Genomic DNA, 21,392 nt, shown 5'->3' on the forward strand with positions numbered 1-21,392 from the left:
CGGTGCATGTCATGCACCAGCGACGGGCGGGAGCGCGACCGGTCGGGACGCATGACAGGTCAAATCACGGAACAGATCAGATGGCGGAGCTGTGGCCTGCTTTGCTCAAGGTATAGGCATCCAGACTTCGCGCGATCATCCGGGTCAGCGGTCTGGCGCGCTCGGGGATGTACAGGCCCTCGGGTGACAGGTCGACCATGCCGGGAAAGGCGCGCAGAGTTTCTTTCAGCATCTCCTGAAGCTGTTCCATGGAAATGGAAAACCGGCGCAGGATCTCTTCTGCGTCAATTCGAAAATCGCACATCAGCGCTTCGATCAGCCGCCCGCGCAGCCTGTCCTCGCCCTGAAACGCATGTCCGCGGCGGGTGGAAAACCGCTCGGTGCCGATCGCCTTGGCGTGATCCGCCGTGCCAATGGCGTTTTGGGCATAGCCTTGCGGAAAGCGAGAGATGGCGGAAGCTCCGATCCCGATCAGGACCTCGGCGGTATCGTCTGTGTAGCCCTGGAAGTTCCGGCGCAAACGGCCTTGGTTTTGGGCTGTCACCAAGCGGTCCTCGGGTCTTGCGAAATGATCGATGCCGATGCCACGATAGCCGTCCCACAGGAGCAGGCGGCGGGCGGTGTCAAACAGCTCCAGGCGTGCTTCGGGCGTGGGCAGCGTCTTTGACGGAATCATGGTCTGGCGCCGCGCCATCCACGGTACATGGGCATATCCGTAGAGCGAAATCCGAGCCGGGGAGAGCGACAGCAGTTTCTGCACGGATTCGGTTATCTGCTCCGGTGTCTGATGCGGCAGGCCAAACAGGATATCGGCATTGATGCTGTCGATACCCCGGGCAGAGAGCATCTCAAAACAGCTATGGGTCGCTTCAAAACTCTGGTGACGACCGATGGCCGCTTGCACTTCGGCATCAAAGTCCTGCACCCCGACCGAGGCCCGGGTCATGCCGACGTCAGCCAATGCGTTCAATCGTTCTTCGTCGCATTCGTTGGGGTCGATCTCGACCGAGAACTGGCCCCCGGGGATCAGCGGCGCGAGGTCGAATTGCGCCTCGGCAAGGGCGCGGATCATATCCGCCGACAAGAGCGTCGGCGTGCCGCCGCCCCAATGGACCTGCGACAGGCGCACCCCCTGCGGCAGTCTGGATTTCACCAGGGCGAGTTCGGTTTTGAGCGTTTCCACATAGGCCTGGACCGGCGCATCCGATTGGCTGCCCTGGGTGCGGCAGGCGCAGAACCAGCACAGTCTGCGGCAGAATGGCACATGGATGTAGAGGGAGATCTCACTGTTCGGGGCAATCCCGCCGATCCAGTCAGAAAACACAGGGGCATCGATCCCCCCGTTGAAATGGGGCGCAGTTGGGTAGCTTGTATAGCGTGGCACCTTGGCATCGAATAATCCCAAGCTTGCCAATTGTGATTTCTGTCCCATCGCTTTAACCTAGCTGTCAGTAGCGAACAGAAACTTTGACTCAGATCAATCGAGATCCGCCATGAATGCTCCGACGATTTCAGCAGTTACTTGCGGTGATTGCCCTATCCGCCATCGCGCCGTTTGTGCGCGTTGCGATACGGATGAGCTGAACGAATTGGACGCGATCAAGTATTACCGGACCTATGAGGCGGGCCAGCCGATCATCTGGTCGGGCGATGTGATGAACTTTGTCGGCTCTGTCGTGTCAGGCATTGCGACGCTGACCCAGACGATGGAAGATGGCCGTACGCAGATGGTCGGCCTGCTGCTGCCCAGCGATTTCGTGGGGCGCCCGGGGCGCGATGGTGCGGCCTATAATGTGGTGGCCACCACCGAGGTGGTCATGTGCTGTTTCCGCAAGAAACCTTTCGAGGATCTGATGGTGCGCACGCCGCATATTGCCCATCGTCTTCTTGAAATGACCCTGGATGAACTGGACGCCGCACGGGAATGGATGCTGGTCCTGGGGCGCAAGACCGCCCGCGAAAAGATCGCCAGCCTGTTGTCGATCATCGCCCGTCGCGATGCATCGCTGACCCCCAAGGGTGCGACCAACAACATGTCCTTCGATCTGCCGCTGACGCGGGAGGCGATGGCGGATTACCTGGGTCTGACCCTGGAAACCGTGAGCCGCCAGATGTCGGCCTTGAAAAAGGACGGCGTGATCGAACTGGAAGGCAAGCGGCGGGTGACGATTCCCGACATGGGCCGCCTGATGGAAGAGGCAGGTGATGACAGCGACGGTGGCCTGATCGGCTAAGCGCCTCGATTCGCGGCGTTGGGTCTTTCTACGATGGTGCCTCATCGCGTGCGCTGTGCCTCAGCCAGTTCGCAACCTCTTTGACCGCCGCTGACGTGCGTCCCGGCAGGTGCCACAGGCGCAATGGCACCGGAAGTGTGACCTGCGCTTCAAAGGGGGCAACAAGACGGCCGGAGCGCAGCAATGGTGCCAATAGCGCCTCATGCCCGATCAAGACACCCGCGCCATTTAGCGCCTCTTCCACTGCCAGCGCGTAAAGGGAGTAGACTGGCCCACTTGGTGTGACCCGCCCGGTCAGACCGGCCGCAGCAAGCCAATGCGACCAGTCCCTGTCCCAGGTGCTGTCGCTGAGGCAGGAAATGGCATTCAGGTCTTCGGGGCATGTCAGTCGTTCCGCCAGTTCCGGGGCGCAGACCGGGAATATCACGTCCTGCTGCACGGGCTGCCCGTGTGTGGCATCAAAGAAGAGGCATAGATCGTAGGGTGCCCGCTTCAGGTTCGGCGGTGTTTCCAGCGCGGTGATCGATATGGCCGTATTGGGCATCGCCTTGCGCAGCTGCGGCAGGCGCGGCGAGAGCCAGAATTGCGCGATGGCGGGCAGGGTGGCGATATGCACCACGCGCGGGGCGGCCTCGTCCCGCAGTGTCTGGACCGCAGCCCCAAGCTGGTCAAAGGCCCTGGTGAACTCGGGCAGGGCACGGGCGCCGGGGGCGGTCAGCTCCACCGCCTTGGGACGGCGATGAAAGAGCGCTGCGCCGATGGCCTGTTCCAGGGTTTTCACATGCGCCGAGACGGCACCGGGACTGACGCCTAGCTCTTCAGCAGCGGCGGAAAAACTGCCCAGACGGGCGGCGGCTTCAAAAGCGCGCAGGCTCGTGAGCGGAAGAGACTTGGGGCGAGGTGGTGCAACGGGCATGTCAAAGGCTCGGTTTTTCTAACCCTAGTTTTTCGAAAATCTGGTTTGCGCGCAAGCAGAGCCTTGGGCTTTGGTTGCAGGGACAGACATTTGCACAAGGATCCCTGCCATGACTGACAGAGCCCCCGCCGCCCTTGCACCGCGCCCCTGGGTGCCAGCCGCCTGTGAAACCCTTGTACAGCAGATCGCCGGTCAGACGGTCGGCACCGCCACGGATACCCTGGCAAGCCGGATCGATATGCTGGTCCGGCGCAACACCGAGATCCACGATGCGGAGTGCTTCAACCTAAACCCGGCGACCAATGTGATGAACCCGGCGGCAGAGGCGCTCCTGTCCTCGGGGCTCGGCAGTCGCCCATCGCTGGGATACCCCGGCGACAAGTATGAGATGGGCCTGGAGGCGATTGAAGAGATCGAGGTGATCGCCGCCGAACTGGCAGCAGAGGTGTTTCAGGCGTCCTATGCCGAGGTCCGGGTCGGATCCGGGGCGCTGGCCAACCTCTATGGATTCATGGCGCTGACGCAGCCGGGGGATGCGATCATTGCGCCGCCCGCGTCTGTCGGGGGGCATGTGACTCATCACCAGGGAGGCTGTGCCGGGCTCTATGGGCTTGTGACACATCCGGCACCGGTGCACGGCGATGGCTATACCGTTGACCTTGATGCCCTGCGTGCCCTTGCGCGACAGCTGCGGCCCAAGCTGATCACCATCGGCGGCAGTCTGAACCTGTTCCCGCACCCGGTCGCCGACATCCGTGCCATCGCGGATGAGGTGGGCGCCAAGGTGCTGTTCGACGCGGCCCATCAATGCGGAATCATCGCGGGGGGCGTCTGGGCGAACCCGCTGCAGGAAGGCGCGCATCTGATGACCATGAGCACCTACAAAAGCCTCGGTGGCCCCGCAGGTGGGTTGATCGTCAGCAATGATGCCGAGATCGCCGAGCGGCTGGATGCCATCGCCTTTCCGGGGATGACAGCCAATTTCGACGCGGCCAAGACGGCGGCCCTGGCGATGAGCCTGCTCGATTGGGTGGACTATGGCCGGGATTATGCCACGGCGATGATTGACCTGTCGCAGAGCCTTTCGGTTGAGCTGGAGCGGTTGGGGTTGCCGGTTTTCAAGGGCGCGGCAGGGGCCACGCAATCGCATCAGTTCGCGCTGGAAGCGGCGCGTTTCGGTGGCGGTCAGGCGGCCTCCAAGACCCTGCGCAAGGCGGGATTCCTGGCCTGCGGCATCGGCCTTCCGATTGCAGAGGTTCCAGGCGATCTCAATGGGTTGCGCATCGGGACGCCGGAACTGGTGCGCCGTGGTGTGACCCCCGCCGATGCACCGGAGCTGGCGGCGTTGATCGCACAAGGATTGACCGGCAACGACCCCGAGGCGGTGGCCACTCGAACCCGTGCCATGCGCGCCCGGTTCCAGGGGATGCACTATGTGCGCGCCTGAGAACCGGTAGGGTGACGGCACGCGCTTTGCCCGCTAGGCTGCACTGAGCAAGAGAGGGAATGCGATGCAGTTCGAAAGCGTGATGGGAATGCTGATCATCGGCGCCCTGGCGGGGTGGTTGTCGGGAAAGATCATGCAGGGGCGCGGATTCGGTCTGATCGGCAATGTCATCATCGGGATCGTCGGCGCTTTTCTGGCCGGGCTGATCTTCCCGGCGCTTGGCTTCTCTGTCGGTGGCGGCGCCTTGGCGTCCATCCTGCATGCCACCATCGGAGCCGTGATCCTGCTGTTCCTGATCGGCTTGATCCGCAAGGCGGGCTAAGCCGTTTCCATCAAATGAAAAAGGCGCCCACATATGGGGCGCCTTTTGTCATGGAAATGGGCAATGCACTCAGTGCGCCATGAAGACGGGTACGGTTGCCTTTTCCAGCATATTGCGGGTGGCGCCGCCCAGGATCGCCTCGCGGAAGCGCGAATGGCCATAGGCGCCCATCACGATCATGTCAGCAGCGGTGTCCGTGGCATGACGATTGAGGATGTCCGACACGCGCGGCATGGTCTTGCTCAGAACGTCAATTTCGCATTTGACGCCATGGCGGGCCAGCATCTGCGCCAGCATGCCGCCGGGATCCGAGCGTTCGGGGCCGTGCTGTGGTGGGTCGATGACAATGATCCGCGCGGTGTCGGCCTTGGTCAGGAAAGGCAGGGCCTTGCGGATTGCGGTCATCGCCTCGATGCTTTCGTTCCAGGCCAGAAGAACGGTCTTGGGCTGGGTGATCGGCTCGGCCTTTTCCGGGACGACGAGAACCGGCGTGCGGCCTTCGAACAGGGCGGCCTCGACCACCGGCTCGGCTTCGGCCCCGATGCCTTCGCCATAGGGTTTGCCCAGCACCACCAGATCCGAGAACCGCGCGTGGCGGGCCACATGGCGGCCCAGATCGGCGATCGGGGCAATCGCGACATCGGTGGAAAACGGCGCGCCCAGTTGCTGCAGGACGCCGGTGGCATGGGACTGAAGCTCGGCGGCTTCTTCCTGTGCCCGCACCATGGCCTCCTGGATGATCATGGCATTGGCGCCGGCATAGTAATAGCCGGTCTGGGTCCGGTCGACGCCAAGACAGAGGGCTTCGGTATGGCCGGAGAAATGATCGGCCAGCGCCGCGGCCTGGGCCAGCGGCGCGGCGGCGGTGTTCTTGTCGGTCAGAACGGTCAATAGCGTTTTATAGGTCATGCTTCGCCCCTTTTCGCCGCTTGGTGGAAATAGCGCAAAAACTCCAAGCGGACGCGCGTTTCATTGGTTGTGCTAAAAATGATGTGTCACAGTTGTTTCGCGATTGTCTTGATGCAGATCAATGCGTGGATCAGGCACGTTTTGCATCACAAACCCGGTCTAAAAAGGTCCCGCGTGGCGGAAGAATCGCGCGGTACATGTTAAAGGGACGCAAGATGTCTAATTATATCAAGCTGATAGCGCTTGGTCTCGTCACGCTCTTTGCGATGATGGGGATCAATTTCGCGCGGGATCTAGCTTACCAGGTGCATGCCATCATTGTCATGCTCGTGGCGGGCGGTCTTTTCCTCTACACCCTTCGCCGCACCGACGAGCCAGCACTGGCCGCGGGCGGTCTGGAACACGAGTATTTTGACAGCGTCGTGCGCGCCGGTGTCATTGCCACCGCCTTCTGGGGTGTCGTGGGCTTTCTGGCGGGCACGTTCATTGCCTTCCAGCTGGCCTTCCCGGTGCTGAACTTCGACTGGGCGCAGGGCTTTGCCAACTTCGGTCGCCTGCGTCCGCTGCACACCTCGGCGGTGATCTTCGCCTTTGGCGGCAACGCGCTGCTGGCGACATCCTTCTACGTGGTGCAGCGTACCTCGGCGGCGCGGCTGTGGGGTGGAAACCTCGCCTGGTTCGTGTTCTGGGGCTATCAGCTGTTCATCGTTCTGGCCGCGACCGGCTACCTGCTGGGCGGGACCCAGTCCAAGGAATACGCCGAGCCGGAATGGTACGTCGACCTGTGGCTGACCATCGTTTGGGTCGCTTATCTTGCCGTCTTCCTCGGCACGCTGATCAAGCGCAAGGAGCCGCATATCTACGTGGCGAACTGGTTCTACCTGGCCTTCATCGTCACCGTTGCCATGCTGCATGTGGTCAACAACCTGACCATCCCGGTTTCCATCTGGGGTTCCAAGTCGGTCATCGTCTGGCCGGGTGTGCAGGATGCGATGGTGCAATGGTGGTATGGCCACAATGCCGTGGGCTTCTTCCTGACCGCGGGCTTCCTCGGCATGATGTACTACTTCATCCCGAAGCAGGCCGAACGCCCGGTGTTCTCCTACAAGCTGTCGATCATCCACTTCTGGGCGCTGATCTTCATCTACATCTGGGCCGGTCCGCACCACCTGCACTACACCGCGCTGCCTGACTGGGCCTCGACCCTTGGCATGGTGTTCTCGATCGTGCTGTGGATGCCCTCCTGGGGTGGTATGATCAACGGTCTGATGACGCTTTCGGGCGCCTGGGACAAGCTGCGCACGGACCCTGTGATCCGCATGATGGTGATCTCGGTCGGTTTCTACGGCATGTCCACCTTCGAAGGTCCGATGATGTCGATCCGCGCCGTGAACTCCCTGTCGCACTACACCGACTGGACCATTGGTCACGTGCACTCCGGTGCGCTGGGCTGGAACGGTATGATCACCTTCGGTGCGCTCTACTTCCTGGTTCCGGTACTGTGGAAGCGCGAGCGTCTCTACTCGCTGCAGATGGTCAGCTGGCACTTCTGGCTCGCCACCATCGGTATCGTGCTCTACGCCGCGTCCATGTGGGTGACCGGTATCATGGAAGGCCTGATGTGGCGTGAAGTGGATGCGAACGGGTTCCTGGTGAACTCCTTTGCCGACACTGTTGCCGCCAAGCTTCCGATGTATGTGGTGCGTGGTCTGGGTGGTGTGCTCTACGTCACCGGTGCCGTCATCATGTGCTACAACCTGTGGATGACCGTCCGTCGGGCCCCGGCTAAAGAAGCCAGCCTGTCGGTCTCGGTCCCGGCTGAATAAGGAGGGCCGGACAAATGGCAATTCTCGACAAACATAAGATCCTCGAGACCAACGCGACCCTCCTTCTGGTGTGCAGTTTCCTGGTTGTGACCATCGGTGGTCTGGTGCAGATCGCACCGCTGTTCTGGCTGGAAAACACCATCGAAGAGGTGGAGGGCATGCGTCCTTACACCCCGCTGGAGATGGCCGGACGCGAGATTTACATCCGTGAAGGCTGCTATGTGTGCCACAGCCAGATGATCCGCCCCATGCGGGACGAGGTCGAACGCTATGGTCACTACTCGCTGGCGGCAGAGTCCATGTATGACCACCCGTTCCAGTGGGGGTCCAAGCGCACCGGGCCGGATCTGGCCCGTGTGGGTGGCCGCTACTCGGACGAGTGGCACGTGGATCACCTGCGTGACCCGCAGTCGGTGGTGCCGGAATCGGTGATGCCCAAGTATGGCTTCCTCGAGCGGACCATGCTGGATGGCAAATACATCGGCGATATCATGGCCACCAACGCCATTCTGGGTGTGCCCTACACCGACGAGATGGTCGAAGCGGCCCAGGCAGACTTTGCCGCGCAAGCGGACCCTGACAGCGACTACGACGGTCTGCTGGAGCGCTACGGCGAGGACATCAACGTGCGCAACTTTGATGGCCAGCCGGGTGTTTCCGAAGCGGATGCCCTGATCGCCTACCTGCAGATGCTGGGGACCTTGGTCGACTTCTCGACCTTCACCCCGGATGCAAGCCGCTAAGGTCGGAGGAGGATATGGAAGAATATACTTTCCTGCGGCAGTTCGCAGACAGCTGGATGCTGCTGATGCTGTTCGCCTTCTTCATTGGGGTTGTTGTCTGGGTGTTTCGCCCGGGCAGCAGCCGGGTCTACCGCGACACGGCCGATATCCCTTTCCGTCACGATGACAAACCCGCCCCTGCACAGGGTCAAGCCAAGGAGGCGCGGACATGAGTAAGAAATCGCAGAAGTTCGACAGCGATCCGAAGACCACCGGCCACGAGTGGGACGGGATCGAGGAATTCGACAACCCGATGCCGCGCTGGTGGCTCTGGACCTTCTACCTGACCATCATCTGGGGCATCGGCTATACCATCGCCTATCCGGCCTGGCCGATGATCAACTCGGCCACCGCCGGGGTTCTGGGCTGGTCGACCCGCGCCGATGTCGCGGCGGAAATCGCAGCCGTTGACGAGGCAAACGCCCCGGTCAACGCCAAGCTGGTCGAGACCGAGCTGACCGAGATTTCGGCAGATGCGGACCTGAACTCCTATGCCGTGTCGGCGGGCTCCGCCGTGTTCAAGACCTGGTGCGCCCAGTGTCACGGTTCGGGTGCGGCGGGTGCCAAGGGATATCCCAACCTCTTGGACGATGACTGGCTTTGGGGTGGTTCGGTGGAGGACATCCACGCAACCGTCGCCCATGGTATCCGCAACGAGGACAGCGACGAAGCGCGCTACTCCGAGATGCCTGCCTTTGGCCGGGACGAGCTGCTGGAAGCCGAAGAGATCGACCAGGTCGTGAACTTCGTCATGTCGCTCTCGGGTGAGGCGCAGGATGCCTCCAAGGTCGAAGCCGGTGCCGTGTTGTTCGAGGACAACTGCTCCTCCTGCCACATGGAAGACGGCACGGGTGATCGCGCCCAGGGCGCTCCGAACCTGGCCGATGCGATCTGGCTCTATGGTGGTGACTACGCAGCACTGACCGAGACGGTCACCAATTCGCGCTATGGCGTGATGCCTGCCTGGAACACCCGGTTGAGCGAAGCGGAAATCCGCGCCGTCTCCGCCTATGTGCACCAGCTGGGTGGCGGTGAGTAAACCACCTCTGGCTGCCTTATGATTGCCAATGAGGGCTGCCCGCTGGGCGGCCCTCTTTCTATTTGGGGCAGCTAACGGGGGCTACGGCACCTTTGTTGTTCAGAAGGATGGCGGTGAGGATCAGCGCACAAGCGACGCCTTGCGGCAGGGTGATCCGTTCCTCGAAGGCAAGGACACCGACCGCGAACATGGTGGGCAGCTCAATGCTGCCGATCACCGCAGTGCGGGCAGCGCCAACGAGTGGAGCGCAGGTTGCATAGATCAGTTGCGGCACCAGCGCGGTTCCAATGGCAATGCCCAGCAACAGCATCCAGCCAGCCCCGTCCTGCGGGAACAATCGGCTGCCCTCGGTGCCGAGGACCAAGGGCAGCAGCCCGAGAACGGATCCAAGGGACACCGCCGCGATTCGTGCCAGCGGAGGCAGGGCGGTCAGGCGATAGACCAGAACCGTGATGCCCAAGCCAAACCCCAAAGGTGCGGCAAGGGACAGGATCAGGAGCGGTATCACCGCAACGGGAACTGCGCCGGGGCGGCTGGCCAAGACCGCCGCCGCAACGATCAGGGCAGCAGCACCCACCGCCCGCAAGGAGGGGCGATCGCGAAACAGCAGCCAGGCAATGAGCAGAGTGAACACCGGGTAGGTCATATATAGCACCCCGACCACCGATACTGGCGCGCTGCGCAGGGCGGTGACATATCCGATCCAGCCCAGACCCATCGCGGCGCCAGCCCCCATCCCCCACAGGATTGCCCGCATCTTCGCCCGTTGCGCGATCAGCAGCGGGGACAGGATCAGGGCCGCAAGCGTGAATCGGTGAAAGGCGATGACATGGGAGGGCATGCCCTGATCGCTGAGGCTGCGCGCGAAATAGGGCAGCAGGCCAAAGCAAAAGGAGGCAAAGAACACGCCGAGTCCGGCAAGAAAAACCGGAGGTGTCCCGGCACGATGATCGGAAAACGGGGAGCCCATGTCTTGGCGATATCACCGCATGGCTCAGCGGACAAGAAATCGGGGGCACAGCCCCGGTGGCAGGGGCGGCGGATCGCATGAAAATCACGCAAACCCATGGTCGAAGGCGCGCATTTTTCGTGCCGATTTGATCCGTGTCAAATCCATCTGCGGCAGCCTGTGCTTATATGATCTCAACACAGAGATAGATCCGGCAGGCCTCTGAAACACCTCGTTCCTGCTCTTCTGCCGGGTCTTTTTCATCCCGTTCGCGCCGACGTGCTGGCAAGACGGGTTCAAGCGTCGGCTTTTCGATCTGTTCGCGCGTTTCCTGAAAAGCCGACGCTTCTTTTTTCAAATGTTTTGCGGATCGATGCAGCGGATCTGCCCGGCAGGGCGGCGGCTCAGGCGTTTGAGCCGGGCTTTCAGCCTGCCCAGGCCTGTCTTTGGCACCGGCAGCGGGCGTGCCGCCGCAGGCATCTCCCGCAGGCAGATGGTGTTTTGGCGGGTCGCAGTGATCATGGCGCGGGCGTAGATATCGGTCAGCATGGCGATGTCTCCTGGGTTTGGTACTGGCGTCCATGTTGCGCCAAACCGGGATTCATGCGAGTCAGGAAAAAAGCCATTATGTAAGGTGAGATTACAAATGGAGTGGATCTCTCTGCCACCATTGGCCGCGCTCAGGGCCTTTTCAGCCTTTGCCGAAACCGGAAATGTGGTGAAGGCGGGGGCGGCGCTCAATGTTAGCCATGCTGCCATTAGCCAGCAGTTGCGCGCGCTCGAACGCCACATGGGCGTGGCGCTTCTGGAACGCAATGGGCGTGGCCTCAGCTTGACGCAGGACGGGGCCCATCTGGCTCGCGGGCTGCAGCTGGGCTTCAGCACGATCCAGACCGCGGTTCAGGATCTCACCACCTCTGGCGCGGCGCGGCCGCTTCATATCACCTGCACGCCGATGTTTGCGGCGCAATGGCTGATGCCGCGCCTGGCCGAGTTCCGCGCCCTGCATCCGGATGTGGATCTGGTTCTGGATCCGGTGGGTGAGCTGGTCGAACTGACACCGGGCGGGATCGATATCGCGGTGCGATACGGGGCAGGGCAGTGGGCCGGGCTTGAGACCGAGCCCCTGCTGCAGTCGCCCATGACCGTGGTTGCGGCTCCGCATCTGCTGGAAGGGCAGCGGGTTTCATCGCCTCAGGATCTGCTGGATTTTCCCTGGCTGGAGGAGCTTGGCACCACGGAAGCCACCAAATGGCTGACCTCGCGCGGCGTGGACGACGCTCTGCGCGGATCCCGGATCCGCCTGCCTGGAAACCTGTTGATGGAGGCGGTGCGCGACGGGCAGGGCATTGCGGTCAGCGTGCAGGCCTTCGTCGCGGAAGACCTGCGCGCCGGGCGGCTGGAAGCTCTGTTCACCGAAGAGGATTCGCGCGGCTATCATATTGCGACCGTGCCAGGCGTCCTGCGTCCGCAGGCGCGCAAGTTCATTTCCTGGCTCAGACGGCATCGTCAGCTGCCCGAGGGCGGCGGGCTTTGAGTTTTCACAGATGTGTGAACGGGGGACTTCCGTTGGGTTAGGTCTGCAAAACAAGGGAAATTGCGCATTCAAAAGATATTTGCTCGATACGCTTTTTGATCCACGTCAAGGCTGTGGCATGCTGCTTCTGTGAGAACCCCAAGGATAAGATCCAAGTTAGTGGAGTGAGTCCGTGAGCGATTCCGATCCCGCCCCAAGCCTTTACGCCGCCAGGGAGCCGATTTTTCCAAGGCGCGTCTCCGGTTTTTTCCGAAATCTCAAATGGTATCTGATGGCCGTGATGCTCGGCATCTATTACCTGACGCCCTGGATCCGCTGGGACCGGGGGCCATCGCTGCCGGATCAGGCGGTCCTGCTGGATCTGGCCAACCGTCGGTTCTACTTCTTCTGGATCGAGATCTGGCCTCATGAATTCTATTTTGTGGCTGGCCTTCTGATCATGGCCGGCCTTGGGCTGTTTCTGTTTACCTCGGCTCTGGGCCGGGTCTGGTGCGGCTATGCCTGTCCGCAGACGGTCTGGACCGACCTGTTCATCCTGGTCGAGCGCTGGATCGAAGGCGACCGCAACGCGCGCCTGCGCCTGCATCGCCAGAAGAAGATGGATTTCCGCAAGGCCCGGCTGCGGGTCACCAAATGGGTCTCCTGGTTCCTGATCGGTCTGGCCACGGGCGGTGCCTGGATTTTCTACTTTGCCGATGCGCCGACTCTGCTGGTTGACCTGGTGACGCTGAACGCCCATCCGATCGCCTATACCACCATGCTGGTGCTGACGCTGACCACCTTCTTCTTCGGCGGGTTCGCGCGCGAGCAGATCTGCATCTATGCCTGCCCCTGGCCGCGTATTCAGGCCGCGATGATGGATGAGGACACGCTGACCGTCGGTTACCGCGAATGGCGCGGAGAGCCGCGCGGCAAGCACCGCAAATCCGCCGAGGCCGAGCAGTTGGGCGATTGCATCGATTGCATGGCCTGCGTCAACGTCTGCCCCGTGGGGATCGACATCCGCGACGGGCAGCAGCTGGAATGCATCACCTGCGCCCTGTGTATCGATGCCTGCGATGACATGATGGCCAAGATCGGCAAGCCGCGCGGGCTGATCGATTACATGGCCCTGTCGGACGAGGCGGGCGAACGTGCGGGGCAACCGCCGCGCAGCGTCTGGAAACACATCCTGCGGCCGCGCACCATCATGTATACCGCGCTGTGGTCGGTGGTCGGCATTGCGCTGGTCTTTGCGCTGTTCATCCGCCCCGACATCGACCTGACGGTGGCGCCGGTGCGCAACCCGACCTTTGTCACCCTGTCGGACGGGTCGGTCCGCAATACCTATGATGTGCGTCTGCGCAACAAACACGGTGAGCCGCGCCAATTCCAGCTGTCGATCAAGGGCGAGCCGGAAATGCGCATCCAGCTGGAAGGCACACCCTATGCCTCGGTCGAGGTGCCTGCGGATACCGCCTTCCTGCAGCGGGTCTATATCGTTACGCCGAAAGGCGCGCCGTCCTCCCTGGCCGAATCCACCCCGGTCCGGATCTGGGTCGAAGACCTGGGTAATGGCGAGCGCGCCTATAAGGACACCACCTTCAACGGGAAAGGAAACTGAACCATGGCTCCGGATAAACCCCAGCGTGAGTTCACAGGCCGCCATGCGTTGATGGTCTTCGTCGGCGCCTTTGCGGTGATCATCAGCGTCAATATCGCGCTGGCGGTGAATGCGGTAAAAACCTTTCCGGGACTGGAGGTGAAGAACTCCTATGTTGCCAGCCAGGAGTTCGACATTCGCCGCGCCGCGCAAGAGGCCCTGGGCTGGTCGGTCTATGCCTCTGCCCAAGAGGGGCTGGTGAAGCTCGAGATCACCGACCGGGACGGCAAGCCCGTGGAGGTCGCCAAGCTGACCGCGACCCTGGGGCGCGCAACCCATGTGAAGGACGATCAGAAACCCGATTTCCACTTTGATGGTCAGGCCTATGTGGCACCTGCCGATCTGGGGGCGGGCAACTGGAATATCCGCATGGTGGCGCGGGCCAAGAACGGCACCGAGTTCACCCAGCGGGTCCTGCTGCATGTAACCAAGGGGTAAGAGGCGATGACCGCTCAGATGCGCCCTCAGATGGCGGTATGCCCGGGCTGTGTCGCCGCCCCATCCGAGGCGGTGGAACAGGCCCCGACAGAGGCGCGTCTGGCGCTGTCCCTGCCCACGATCCACTGTCAGGCCTGCATTTCGGCGGTGGAACGGGCGCTCAATGCCTATCCCGGAATCCACTCGGCGCGGGTGAACCTGACGCTGAAACGGGCGTTGATCGAGGCCGAGCCGGATCTGCGCGCCGCCGATCTGATCCCGGTACTTGAAGGCCTTGGCTATGAGGCCCATGAGCTGGACCTGACAGCCTTGGCGGCCACCCAGAACGACAAGGCGGGGCGGGACCTGTTGATGCGGCTGGCGGTTGCCGGATTTGCCTCGATGAATGTGATGCTCTTGTCGATCTCGGTCTGGTCCGGGGCGTCGGATGCGACGCGGGACATGTTCCACTGGATCTCGGCGGCGATCACCTTCCCGGCGATCATCTTTTCCGCGCAACCGTTCTTCAAGAACGCCTGGAGCGCCTTGAAGGTCGGGCGGCTCAACATGGACGTGCCGATCGTGCTGGCGCTGGTTCTGGCGCTGGTGACCTCCCTGTGGGAGACGTCATTGTCGGGCGAGCACGCCTATTTCGATGCGGCGCTGACGCTGACCTTCTTTCTTCTGGCCGGGCGCTACCTTGATTACCGCACCCGCGCGGTGGCGCGCTCTGCGGCGCAGGAACTGGCCGCGTTGGAAGTCCCCCGCGCCACGCGCCTGCTGGATGGGCAGGAATATGAGGTGCCGGTGGCAGATCTGGCAATTGGCGATCTGATCCTGGTGCGCCCCGGCGGGCGCATGCCGATGGATGGCGAGGTCACCGAGGGGCATTCCGAGCTCGACCGTTCCCTTTTGACCGGTGAGACCCTGCCGGTATTCGCAGCCCCCGGTACGGCGGTGTCTGCAGGTGAGGTGAACCTGACCGGCCCTCTGACCATCCGCGCCACAGCGGTAGGAGAGGAAACCTCGCTGCACCGTATGGCCGATCTGGTGGCCATCGCGGAATCGGGCCGCTCACGTTATACCTCGCTGGCTGACAGCGCCGCGAAGCTTTATGCGCCGGGGGTGCATATCCTGTCGGCACTCGCCTTTGTGGGCTGGTATCTCTACACCTTCGATGTGCGCACCGCGCTCAATATCGCGGCGGCGGTGCTGATCATCACCTGCCCCTGCGCGCTGGGTCTAGCGGTGCCGGCGGTGACCACGGCGGCCTCGGGACGGTTGTTCAAGAAGGGCATGTTGATCAAGCATTCCACGGCGCTGGAGCGCCTGGCCGGTGTCGATACCGTGGTCTTTGACAAGACCGGGACTCTGACTGCCGGCACGCCGCAGCTGGTCAACCTTGATGAGATGGCCAGCAGCGATCTGGAGATCGCCCTGGCCCTGGCGACGCCGTCGTCGCATCCCTTGTCGGTCGCGCTGGTGCGTGCCGCCCGTGAGGCGGGGATTTCGCCCGCTGATGTCACAGACCTGCGCGAGGTTCCGGGCTATGGCACCGAAGGCCTGTATCACGGTCGCCGGGTGCGCCTGGGGCGTGCCGCCTGGGTCGGGGCTGCGCAGGGCAGCCAGACCACGGCCTGGCTCGACACCGGAGAGGGCAGCAAACCGCGTGGCTTCCGCTTTACCGATGCGCTGCGTCCCGGTGCCGCCGAGGCCGTGCGGGCGCTGCAGGCGGCGGGCAAGGATGTGCTGCTGATTTCGGGCGACACCACCGGCGCGGTGGAGGCCCTGGCGAACCGCCTTGGCATTGAAAAATGGGTGGCCGAAGCCCTGCCCGAGGATAAGGCCGCGCGCATTCAGATGTTGGCTGACCAGGGCAAGAAGGTGCTGATGGTCGGTGACGGTCTGAACGACACCGCAGCCCTGGCGGCGGCGCATGTGTCGATCTCTCCGGCCTCGGCCTTGGATGCGGCTCGCGTCGCGTCGGACATCGTTCTGTTGGGGCAGGATCTGGAGCCCATTGCCGAGGCCTGCGGTGTTGCCGGTCAGGCGATCCGCCGCATTCGCGAGAACTTCCGCCTGGCGACGCTTTACAACGTGATCGCGGTGCCCCTGGCGGTGGCGGGGCTGGCAACCCCCTTGATCGCGGCGCTGGCGATGTCTAGCTCTTCCATTACCGTATCGCTGAACGCGCTGCGGCTGAAATCCTGATCCGAAAGGCCCGCCGCATGAGTGTTCTCTCTTACCTGATCCCGATCTCGCTGATCCTGGGCGGGGCGGCGCTTGTGGCCTTCATCTACACGGTACGCTCAAATCAGTATGACGATCCCGAAGGCGATGCCCGCCGGATCCTGAGCGATGAATGGGATGACCACCCGAAACCTTGAAACGGGTCGCAGGTCAGGGACAGGGTCGCCTGTAATTTTGAAGCCTGTTCAAAATAATTCCTGTGACCGGGAATAAAGTCATCTCAGATCCGTAGGTGTTGTGTCTGCAGCTTGGCAGGCTTCAACACCTCGGAGAGATCATGTCACTGAAATCAATCGCCCTGGCCAGCATCGCGCTGGTCGTCACTGCCGTCTCCGCTCATGCTGACGGTCATGTTTCCCAACCCGCCGTGACCGGAAAGTTCAACGGTGAGACCTATCTGATGGATGCGCAGAGCATGACGCTCTACACGTTCGACAAGGACCAAAAGAACGTCTCCAACTGTTACGACGACTGTGCAACCAAATGGCCGCCCCTGTTTGGTGAGGCGGGAATGGAGCTGCCGAAAGGCTATAGCGTGATCGCGCGCAAGGATGGCTCCACGCAGGTGGCCTACAAGGGGCAGCCGCTCTATCTGTGGTTCAAGGACCAGAACCCCGGCGATATGACCGGCGATGGAGTCAAAGGCGTCTGGCATATCGCGCGCCCTTGAGCAAAGGTACCGGGGATGGGCAACGCGCATCCCCGGCTTTTCATGATGACCTCGTCTTTTGACATACAGCTTGAAAACTGCCTGCCCGATCTTTGGCGCTACGCCTGGTCGCTGACGCGGGATCGCGACGCGGCTGATGATCTGGTCCAGGACTGCATTGAGCGGGCGCTGCGCAAGCGCCTGCTGTGGTTTCCGGGGCGGCCTTTGAAGCCATGGCTGACCAAAATCCTTCTCAATATCTACCGGGATCAATGGCGCCGCGAGACACGGTACAGATCGGTCGATCTCGATCAGGTCGGTGATCTGGCCGCAGTCACCGGCAGCCCCGAGGAACGACTGGAAATCAAGGCGATCTGGAAATCCCTTGAGACGGTTCCGCAGGCCCAGAAAGAGGCTTTGCTGGCCGTTGTCGTGGGTGGATTGAGCTATGAAGAAGCCGCCGCCGCACTGGGCATTCCCAGGGGGACGTTGATGTCGCGGATTTCTCGTGCCCGCGCTAAAATCAAAATCGAAATGGATACGTCGCCGAAGACCAAGATCAGGAGCGTGAAATGACTCTGGAAACCTCGATAGAAGAGTTGATCCAGCGTAGCATTGACGGCGAGCTTTCGCAGGACGAGCGGGATCATCTGATGCGGCATTTGATGTCGCACCCTGACGACGCGGCCTTGCACGACAGGTTGCAGCGGCAGACGGCACTGATCGACCAATCGGTTCCTGTGCCCTCGGCTGCTCACCTTTTGGCCTTGCGCAAGCGAAAGGGCGCCGGGCCAGGCCCCATCTTTAGAATTGCCGCTTCCATTGTGATCTTTGCTGTCGGGCTTGGGGCTGGAGCCGTGCTGCCGCTGAAACCCGGCGGTGAGGAAAAAGATCTGACCGCCTTTGCCCTGCAGGCAAAGGCGGCGCATGCGCTATATGTCAGTGAAGTGCTGCATCCGGTTGAAGTGGCAGCCTCTGAAAAGGACCACTTGCAGACCTGGCTTTCAAACCGGCTTGGTGCTGCCATTATCGCGCCTGAGCTTGGCGAGAGCGGCTATTCTCTGATTGGCGGCCGGCTTTTGCCTGCGGGGGATCGTGCATCTGCCCTGTTCATGTATGAGAATGAAAAAGGGGATCGGCTCAGTCTCCTCGCCACCCATGGGGAGACGGTGCAAAGCCAATCCTTCCGCTTTCAGCAAGAGGACGGGTTTCTCATAGTCTACTGGCAGGACGGGCCGTGGCAGTATTCGCTGATCGGTGATGCGCCGCGCGAACCGATGGGCGCGATTGCCCATTCAATTCATGGGCAACTCATTTAGGGTTGGGTTTGTCCTGATCGCGGCACGTCTACAGCGCTCTGTCTTTGACCGGAAACAACAAGCGATACGAATGCCCTGCCACAGGCATGGCAGGGTATTCGTGTCTCAAGTTATTGGCGTAGCGCTTTAGGATGCAGGCCCCAGGGTCTCGCAGCTCACGTTGCGGGCATTGAGCCGCCGACAGGCCAGTTCGGCTCCTTCCTTGGTCATGCCGAGGAAATTGGCTTCGAAGCCCTGTTTGGATTTGGCGACCTTGCGCAGGGTGCCGTTCAGGGTCTCCATTTCCGACAGGGCGGTGCGCAGCAGCACCTTCTCGGCCTTGTAGCGGCTGGTGTAGCGGCCGACGTTGATGCCCCAGTAGCGCCCGCCCGAGGTTGAAAGTCGCGTTACCACAACCGGTTCCGGCTGGGCGGCGCTGCCTGCATCGGTCAGGTGGCTGGGACGGGGCACCGGGCGCAGCCCCTTGAAGACGGTATTGACGGTGGTGACATCGGTTGGCGCCGGGGCGGAAGCGGGCACCACTTTGGCCTCGGCCATGGCCGCCTGAACGCTGGCCTGCAGCACCTCGGGGTCCAGCCGTTGCGGTGCCGTTGCGGCGATGGTGTCTGTGATATCTGTCGCTGCGGTGTCTTCGCTGGTAGTCTGCGCCTCTGCCACAAGAACCGGTGCCTCGAGCACCTGGGGGCGCAGGCGGGGACGCAGGCTGGTCTTCACGCTGCCACTGACGCGGATGGTCTTGCCTGCCGCGCCATCGGGCGCGTTGTCTGCCACAGTGATGTTCTGATTGCCTACATAGGTCGGCACCGCGGGTTTGCGCAGTTTCGCCTGCGATGGCGCCCGGCGAAAGCCGAGGTCCAGGAGTTCAGCCACCTTGGCATTGCGCGAGGTGGAGGACTTGCCGCCAAAGACGGTTGCGATGATCCGCTCGTTGCCGCGCTTGGCCGAGGCGACAAGGTTGAAGCCGGCAGCCCGTGTGTAGCCCGTCTTAATGCCGTCGGCGCCCTTGTAGGCGGCGAGCAGGCGGCGGTTGGTGTTGGGGACCGTGCGCACGCCCGCATCGGCGGACTTGCGGGAGAAGAGATTGTAGTACTCGGGATAGTCGTAAAGGATATGCCGCCCCAGGGTGGTCATGTCACGGGCCGTGGACATATGGCCGCTTTCGGTCAGCCCATGGGCGTTCTTGAAGGTGGTGCGGGACATGCCAAGCGCCTTGGCGGTGCGGGTCATGCGGCGGGCAAAGGCGGCCTCGGAACCGGACAGCGCCTCGCCGATGGCGGTTGCGGCGTCATTCGCGGATTTCACCGCCGCCGCGCGAATGAGATAGCGCAGGGCAATGCGCTGGCCTGATTTCAGCCCCAGCTTTGACGGTTGCTCGGCGGCGGCATTGCTGCTGATGCGGACCTTGGTGTCCAGGGTGATCTCACCGTTTCGCACCGCCTCGAAGGCGATATAGAGCGTCATCATCTTGGTCAGAGAGGCCGGGTGCAGGCGGGTATCGGCATTGCGCGAATGCAGCACTTCACCGGTGCGCGCATCCATCACCATCGCCGCATAGGGCGCGGCCAAGGCTTTGGGTGGGGCAAGGCCCGCAAGCACAACTGTGAGAACAACACCCAGAACCCAAGCCACCTGGCGGGGCATCACCCCCAGGGCAAAGGTCACAGGATGAAACCTGACCTGTTCGATATCTGCCATTTCTGCCTCATGCCGCCGGTTTTCCGGCTGACGATTTTGCTGCTTTAAGCAAATCGTAGCATGTGTTGCCTTCGGAATAAATAACTTGCTTGGGCCGCATCTCTTGGGCTCAGCGCGCTTTCGCCCATATCTTGTGGGAAGGAGGGGTCGGTGCCGCAAGATAAGTCGTTGGTTAAGAAAGTGTTGACAAAAAAACTCGTAAATTCGGGCGTTTTGGCGGGATTGCGCCGCGGTGGCGGGCGCAAGTGATGCGGCCCTGCCACATGTCGCAGGCTGCTGTTTGGTGATTTGTCCGATGCGGATCAGGGATGTGAGAGCACCACGTCGATCAGACCCTGAAGCTGGCCCAGATCTGGGATCTCGTGATACCGTGCGTGACCCTCCGGGGCTTCGGCATGTTCGACCTCCCAGACCAACCCATGCGGCACATAGGTGCCCCAGCCGCCCGCCTCGATCATCGGCACCACATCCGAGCGCATGGAATTGCCCACCATCATCGCACGTTCCGCGCCATCGCCGTGGCGCTCAAAGATCTCGGTGTAGATGGCGGGGGTCTTTTCCGAGACGATCTCGACCCCGTCGAACATCTCGCCCAGGCCGGATTGCGCCAGCTTGCGCTCCTGGTCCAGAAGATCGCCCTTGGTCACCAGGATGATCCGGTAGCGATCCGCCAGCTGTTCGACCGCCGTGCGGGCATGGGGTAGCAGTTCGATCGGGTAGGAGAGCATCATCTGCCCGGCCACGATCAGTTCCTTGATGACATGGGCGGGGACCTGCGAGTCGGTGACATCGATCGCGGTTTCGATCATCGACAGGGTGAAGCCCTTGACCCCGTAGCCATAGCGGCCAAGGTTGCGTTTCTCCGCGTCCAGCAGCCGCGCGGCCAGGGCATCCGCGCCCATATCCAGCGGTGTGTGGTCCTGCAGCAATTCGGCAAATCGCTCCTGGGTGACTCGAAAGAACCGCTCGTTGTGCCAGAGCGTATCGTCCGCATCAAAGCCGATTGTTGTCAATTTGCCGCCCATTGCTGCAACACACTCCCTTTTCCTGCGCGCTCAAACCGCTATATATGCGAGAATACCAATCCAAGCACGACCGGAAAACAGACGCCATGCCGCTTCAGCCAGTGATGATGACGGACAACTCGGATGACGATACCGATCTTGGTGTCCTGACCAAGACCCGGCCGAAAACCCAGCGCCCGCCACGTTACAAGGTGCTGCTGCTGAACGACGACTACACGCCGATGGAATTCGTGGTGATGGTGCTGGAGCGGTTCTTTGGCATGACCCATGCGCAGGCCTTCGAGATCATGCTGACCGTGCACAAGAAAGGCCTGGCAGTGGTCGGGGTCTTCAGCCATGAGATCGCCGAGACCAAGGTGGCCCAGGTGATGGATTTCGCCCGTCGGCATCAGCATCCGCTGCAATGCACCATGGAAAAAGAAGACTGAAGAGGT

At 61.9% G+C, this 21,392-nt stretch carries 24 protein-coding genes; 16 read left to right on the forward strand and 8 right to left on the reverse strand.

Annotated elements, in window-relative coordinates; translation table 11 throughout:
* Positions 1 to 76: 76 nt before the first annotated feature.
* Positions 77 to 1,432, reverse strand: coding sequence for an oxygen-independent coproporphyrinogen III oxidase (hemN, locus tag PXK01_RS09675; protein WP_274859819.1), 1,356 nt, complete (start codon positions 1,430 to 1,432; stop codon positions 77 to 79).
* 61 nt (positions 1,433 to 1,493) lie between these two features.
* Here hemN and fnrL point away from each other — a divergent pair, with 61 nt between their 5' ends.
* A complete protein-coding gene (fnrL, locus tag PXK01_RS09680) occupies positions 1,494 to 2,234 on the forward strand; it encodes a transcriptional regulator FnrL (protein ID WP_274847221.1) in 741 nt (246 codons plus the stop codon).
* A gap of 28 nt (positions 2,235 to 2,262) precedes the next feature.
* Here the strand turns inward: fnrL and PXK01_RS09685 are convergent, their stop codons facing one another.
* Positions 2,263 to 3,150, reverse strand: coding sequence for a LysR family transcriptional regulator (locus PXK01_RS09685; RefSeq protein ID WP_274859820.1), 888 nt, complete (start codon positions 3,148 to 3,150; stop codon positions 2,263 to 2,265).
* Between the two features lie 109 nt (positions 3,151 to 3,259).
* On the opposite strand from PXK01_RS09685, the gene PXK01_RS09690 reads away from it, so the two are divergent.
* Positions 3,260 to 4,597: a serine hydroxymethyltransferase gene (locus PXK01_RS09690; protein ID WP_274859821.1), complete on the forward strand. Its 1,338-nt coding sequence runs from the start codon at positions 3,260 to 3,262 to the stop codon at positions 4,595 to 4,597.
* A 64-nt stretch (positions 4,598 to 4,661) separates the two neighbouring features.
* The gene (locus PXK01_RS09695; RefSeq protein ID WP_274847218.1) at positions 4,662 to 4,919 is read left to right on the forward strand and encodes a GlsB/YeaQ/YmgE family stress response membrane protein; all 258 of its coding nucleotides are present in this window, start codon (positions 4,662 to 4,664) and stop codon (positions 4,917 to 4,919) included.
* 69 nt (positions 4,920 to 4,988) lie between these two features.
* Here the strand turns inward: PXK01_RS09695 and PXK01_RS09700 are convergent, their stop codons facing one another.
* Positions 4,989 to 5,828, reverse strand: a complete 840-nt coding sequence (locus PXK01_RS09700; protein ID WP_274847217.1) for a universal stress protein — start codon at positions 5,826 to 5,828, stop codon at positions 4,989 to 4,991.
* A 215-nt stretch (positions 5,829 to 6,043) separates the two neighbouring features.
* On the opposite strand from PXK01_RS09700, the gene ccoN reads away from it, so the two are divergent.
* From ccoN to ccoP, 4 genes are read left to right on the forward strand one after another with little or no spacing between them, the layout of a single operon-like run.
* The gene (gene ccoN, locus PXK01_RS09705) at positions 6,044 to 7,654 is read left to right on the forward strand and encodes a cytochrome-c oxidase, cbb3-type subunit I (protein WP_274847216.1); all 1,611 of its coding nucleotides are present in this window, start codon (positions 6,044 to 6,046) and stop codon (positions 7,652 to 7,654) included.
* Between the two features lie 14 nt (positions 7,655 to 7,668).
* The gene (ccoO, locus tag PXK01_RS09710; RefSeq protein WP_274847215.1) at positions 7,669 to 8,397 is read left to right on the forward strand and encodes a cytochrome-c oxidase, cbb3-type subunit II; all 729 of its coding nucleotides are present in this window, start codon (positions 7,669 to 7,671) and stop codon (positions 8,395 to 8,397) included.
* A 14-nt stretch (positions 8,398 to 8,411) separates the two neighbouring features.
* Positions 8,412 to 8,609: a cbb3-type cytochrome oxidase subunit 3 gene (locus PXK01_RS09715; RefSeq protein WP_274847214.1), complete on the forward strand. Its 198-nt coding sequence runs from the start codon at positions 8,412 to 8,414 to the stop codon at positions 8,607 to 8,609.
* A complete protein-coding gene (gene ccoP / locus PXK01_RS09720) occupies positions 8,606 to 9,475 on the forward strand; it encodes a cytochrome-c oxidase, cbb3-type subunit III (protein ID WP_274859822.1) in 870 nt (289 codons plus the stop codon). The genes PXK01_RS09715 and ccoP overlap by 4 nt, the downstream gene beginning before the upstream one ends.
* Before the next feature lie 58 nt (positions 9,476 to 9,533).
* Here the strand turns inward: ccoP and PXK01_RS09725 are convergent, their stop codons facing one another.
* The 3 genes from PXK01_RS09725 to PXK01_RS09735 form a co-directional block, all read right to left on the reverse strand.
* A complete protein-coding gene (locus PXK01_RS09725; protein WP_274859823.1) occupies positions 9,534 to 10,382 on the reverse strand; it encodes a DMT family transporter in 849 nt (282 codons plus the stop codon).
* A 226-nt stretch (positions 10,383 to 10,608) separates the two neighbouring features.
* Positions 10,609 to 10,782: a hypothetical protein gene (locus PXK01_RS09730; protein WP_274847211.1), complete on the reverse strand. Its 174-nt coding sequence runs from the start codon at positions 10,780 to 10,782 to the stop codon at positions 10,609 to 10,611.
* On the reverse strand, positions 10,779 to 10,973 hold the full coding sequence (locus tag PXK01_RS09735; RefSeq protein ID WP_274847210.1) for a hypothetical protein: 195 nt from the start codon (positions 10,971 to 10,973) through the stop codon (positions 10,779 to 10,781). The genes PXK01_RS09730 and PXK01_RS09735 overlap by 4 nt, the downstream gene beginning before the upstream one ends.
* Before the next feature lie 97 nt (positions 10,974 to 11,070).
* Between PXK01_RS09735 and PXK01_RS09740 the strand changes: the two genes are divergently transcribed.
* The 8 genes from PXK01_RS09740 to PXK01_RS09775 all read left to right on the forward strand — a co-directional run bounded on the left by PXK01_RS09740 (position 11,071) and on the right by PXK01_RS09775 (position 18,238).
* On the forward strand, positions 11,071 to 11,961 hold the full coding sequence (locus PXK01_RS09740; RefSeq protein WP_274847209.1) for a LysR family transcriptional regulator: 891 nt from the start codon (positions 11,071 to 11,073) through the stop codon (positions 11,959 to 11,961).
* Positions 11,962 to 12,133: 172 nt separating this feature from the next.
* Positions 12,134 to 13,564, forward strand: a complete 1,431-nt coding sequence (gene ccoG, locus PXK01_RS09745; RefSeq protein WP_274847208.1) for a cytochrome c oxidase accessory protein CcoG — start codon at positions 12,134 to 12,136, stop codon at positions 13,562 to 13,564.
* A gap of 3 nt (positions 13,565 to 13,567) precedes the next feature.
* Entirely contained in the window at positions 13,568 to 14,041 is a 474-nt protein-coding gene (locus tag PXK01_RS09750) for a FixH family protein (protein ID WP_274859825.1), read from the forward strand.
* Between the two features lie 6 nt (positions 14,042 to 14,047).
* Complete coding sequence (locus PXK01_RS09755; RefSeq protein ID WP_274859826.1) at positions 14,048 to 16,231, forward strand: heavy metal translocating P-type ATPase; 2,184 nt, start codon at positions 14,048 to 14,050, stop codon at positions 16,229 to 16,231.
* A 17-nt stretch (positions 16,232 to 16,248) separates the two neighbouring features.
* On the forward strand, positions 16,249 to 16,407 hold the full coding sequence (gene ccoS / locus PXK01_RS09760; RefSeq protein WP_065271273.1) for a cbb3-type cytochrome oxidase assembly protein CcoS: 159 nt from the start codon (positions 16,249 to 16,251) through the stop codon (positions 16,405 to 16,407).
* 140 nt (positions 16,408 to 16,547) lie between these two features.
* Entirely contained in the window at positions 16,548 to 16,940 is a 393-nt protein-coding gene (locus PXK01_RS09765) for a COG4315 family predicted lipoprotein (RefSeq protein WP_274859827.1), read from the forward strand.
* A gap of 15 nt (positions 16,941 to 16,955) precedes the next feature.
* The gene (locus PXK01_RS09770; protein ID WP_274847204.1) at positions 16,956 to 17,495 is read left to right on the forward strand and encodes an RNA polymerase sigma factor; all 540 of its coding nucleotides are present in this window, start codon (positions 16,956 to 16,958) and stop codon (positions 17,493 to 17,495) included.
* Positions 17,492 to 18,238, forward strand: a complete 747-nt coding sequence (locus PXK01_RS09775; protein WP_274847203.1) for an anti-sigma factor family protein — start codon at positions 17,492 to 17,494, stop codon at positions 18,236 to 18,238. The genes PXK01_RS09770 and PXK01_RS09775 overlap by 4 nt, the downstream gene beginning before the upstream one ends.
* Positions 18,239 to 18,364: 126 nt before the next feature.
* Here the strand turns inward: PXK01_RS09775 and PXK01_RS09780 are convergent, their stop codons facing one another.
* Both PXK01_RS09780 and PXK01_RS09785 read right to left on the reverse strand, forming a co-directional pair.
* Positions 18,365 to 19,933 carry a D-alanyl-D-alanine carboxypeptidase family protein gene (locus PXK01_RS09780; RefSeq protein WP_274847202.1) on the reverse strand — a complete coding sequence of 523 codons (1,569 nt, stop codon included), beginning with the start codon at positions 19,931 to 19,933 and terminating at the stop codon, positions 18,365 to 18,367.
* 302 nt (positions 19,934 to 20,235) lie between these two features.
* Positions 20,236 to 20,958, reverse strand: a complete 723-nt coding sequence (locus PXK01_RS09785) for an HAD family hydrolase (RefSeq protein WP_274859828.1) — start codon at positions 20,956 to 20,958, stop codon at positions 20,236 to 20,238.
* 86 nt (positions 20,959 to 21,044) lie between these two features.
* Here PXK01_RS09785 and clpS point away from each other — a divergent pair, with 86 nt between their 5' ends.
* A complete protein-coding gene (clpS, locus tag PXK01_RS09790) occupies positions 21,045 to 21,386 on the forward strand; it encodes an ATP-dependent Clp protease adapter ClpS (protein ID WP_274847200.1) in 342 nt (113 codons plus the stop codon).
* Positions 21,387 to 21,392 lie beyond the last annotated feature (6 nt).

The sequence above is a fragment of the Phaeobacter sp. PT47_59 genome (assembly GCF_028890025.1).
Classification (GTDB): domain Bacteria; phylum Pseudomonadota; class Alphaproteobacteria; order Rhodobacterales; family Rhodobacteraceae; genus Phycobacter.

Coding starts and splice junctions, on each gene's coding strand:
- hemN (WP_274859819.1), bottom strand. CDS start 1,432: ATGGGACAGAAATCACAATTGGCAAGCTTGGGATTATTCGATGCCAAG.
- fnrL (WP_274847221.1), top strand. CDS start 1,494: ATGAATGCTCCGACGATTTCAGCAGTTACTTGCGGTGATTGCCCTATC.
- PXK01_RS09685 (WP_274859820.1), bottom strand. CDS start 3,150: ATGCCCGTTGCACCACCTCGCCCCAAGTCTCTTCCGCTCACGAGCCTG.
- PXK01_RS09690 (WP_274859821.1), top strand. CDS start 3,260: ATGACTGACAGAGCCCCCGCCGCCCTTGCACCGCGCCCCTGGGTGCCA.
- PXK01_RS09695 (WP_274847218.1), top strand. CDS start 4,662: ATGCAGTTCGAAAGCGTGATGGGAATGCTGATCATCGGCGCCCTGGCG.
- PXK01_RS09700 (WP_274847217.1), bottom strand. CDS start 5,828: ATGACCTATAAAACGCTATTGACCGTTCTGACCGACAAGAACACCGCC.
- ccoN (WP_274847216.1), top strand. CDS start 6,044: ATGTCTAATTATATCAAGCTGATAGCGCTTGGTCTCGTCACGCTCTTT.
- ccoO (WP_274847215.1), top strand. CDS start 7,669: ATGGCAATTCTCGACAAACATAAGATCCTCGAGACCAACGCGACCCTC.
- PXK01_RS09715 (WP_274847214.1), top strand. CDS start 8,412: ATGGAAGAATATACTTTCCTGCGGCAGTTCGCAGACAGCTGGATGCTG.
- ccoP (WP_274859822.1), top strand. CDS start 8,606: ATGAGTAAGAAATCGCAGAAGTTCGACAGCGATCCGAAGACCACCGGC.
- PXK01_RS09735 (WP_274847210.1), bottom strand. CDS start 10,973: ATGCTGACCGATATCTACGCCCGCGCCATGATCACTGCGACCCGCCAA.
- PXK01_RS09740 (WP_274847209.1), top strand. CDS start 11,071: ATGGAGTGGATCTCTCTGCCACCATTGGCCGCGCTCAGGGCCTTTTCA.
- PXK01_RS09750 (WP_274859825.1), top strand. CDS start 13,568: ATGGCTCCGGATAAACCCCAGCGTGAGTTCACAGGCCGCCATGCGTTG.
- PXK01_RS09755 (WP_274859826.1), top strand. CDS start 14,048: ATGACCGCTCAGATGCGCCCTCAGATGGCGGTATGCCCGGGCTGTGTC.
- ccoS (WP_065271273.1), top strand. CDS start 16,249: ATGAGTGTTCTCTCTTACCTGATCCCGATCTCGCTGATCCTGGGCGGG.
- PXK01_RS09765 (WP_274859827.1), top strand. CDS start 16,548: ATGTCACTGAAATCAATCGCCCTGGCCAGCATCGCGCTGGTCGTCACT.
- PXK01_RS09770 (WP_274847204.1), top strand. CDS start 16,956: ATGGGCAACGCGCATCCCCGGCTTTTCATGATGACCTCGTCTTTTGAC.
- PXK01_RS09775 (WP_274847203.1), top strand. CDS start 17,492: ATGACTCTGGAAACCTCGATAGAAGAGTTGATCCAGCGTAGCATTGAC.
- PXK01_RS09780 (WP_274847202.1), bottom strand. CDS start 19,933: ATGGCAGATATCGAACAGGTCAGGTTTCATCCTGTGACCTTTGCCCTG.
- PXK01_RS09785 (WP_274859828.1), bottom strand. CDS start 20,958: ATGGGCGGCAAATTGACAACAATCGGCTTTGATGCGGACGATACGCTC.
- clpS (WP_274847200.1), top strand. CDS start 21,045: ATGCCGCTTCAGCCAGTGATGATGACGGACAACTCGGATGACGATACC.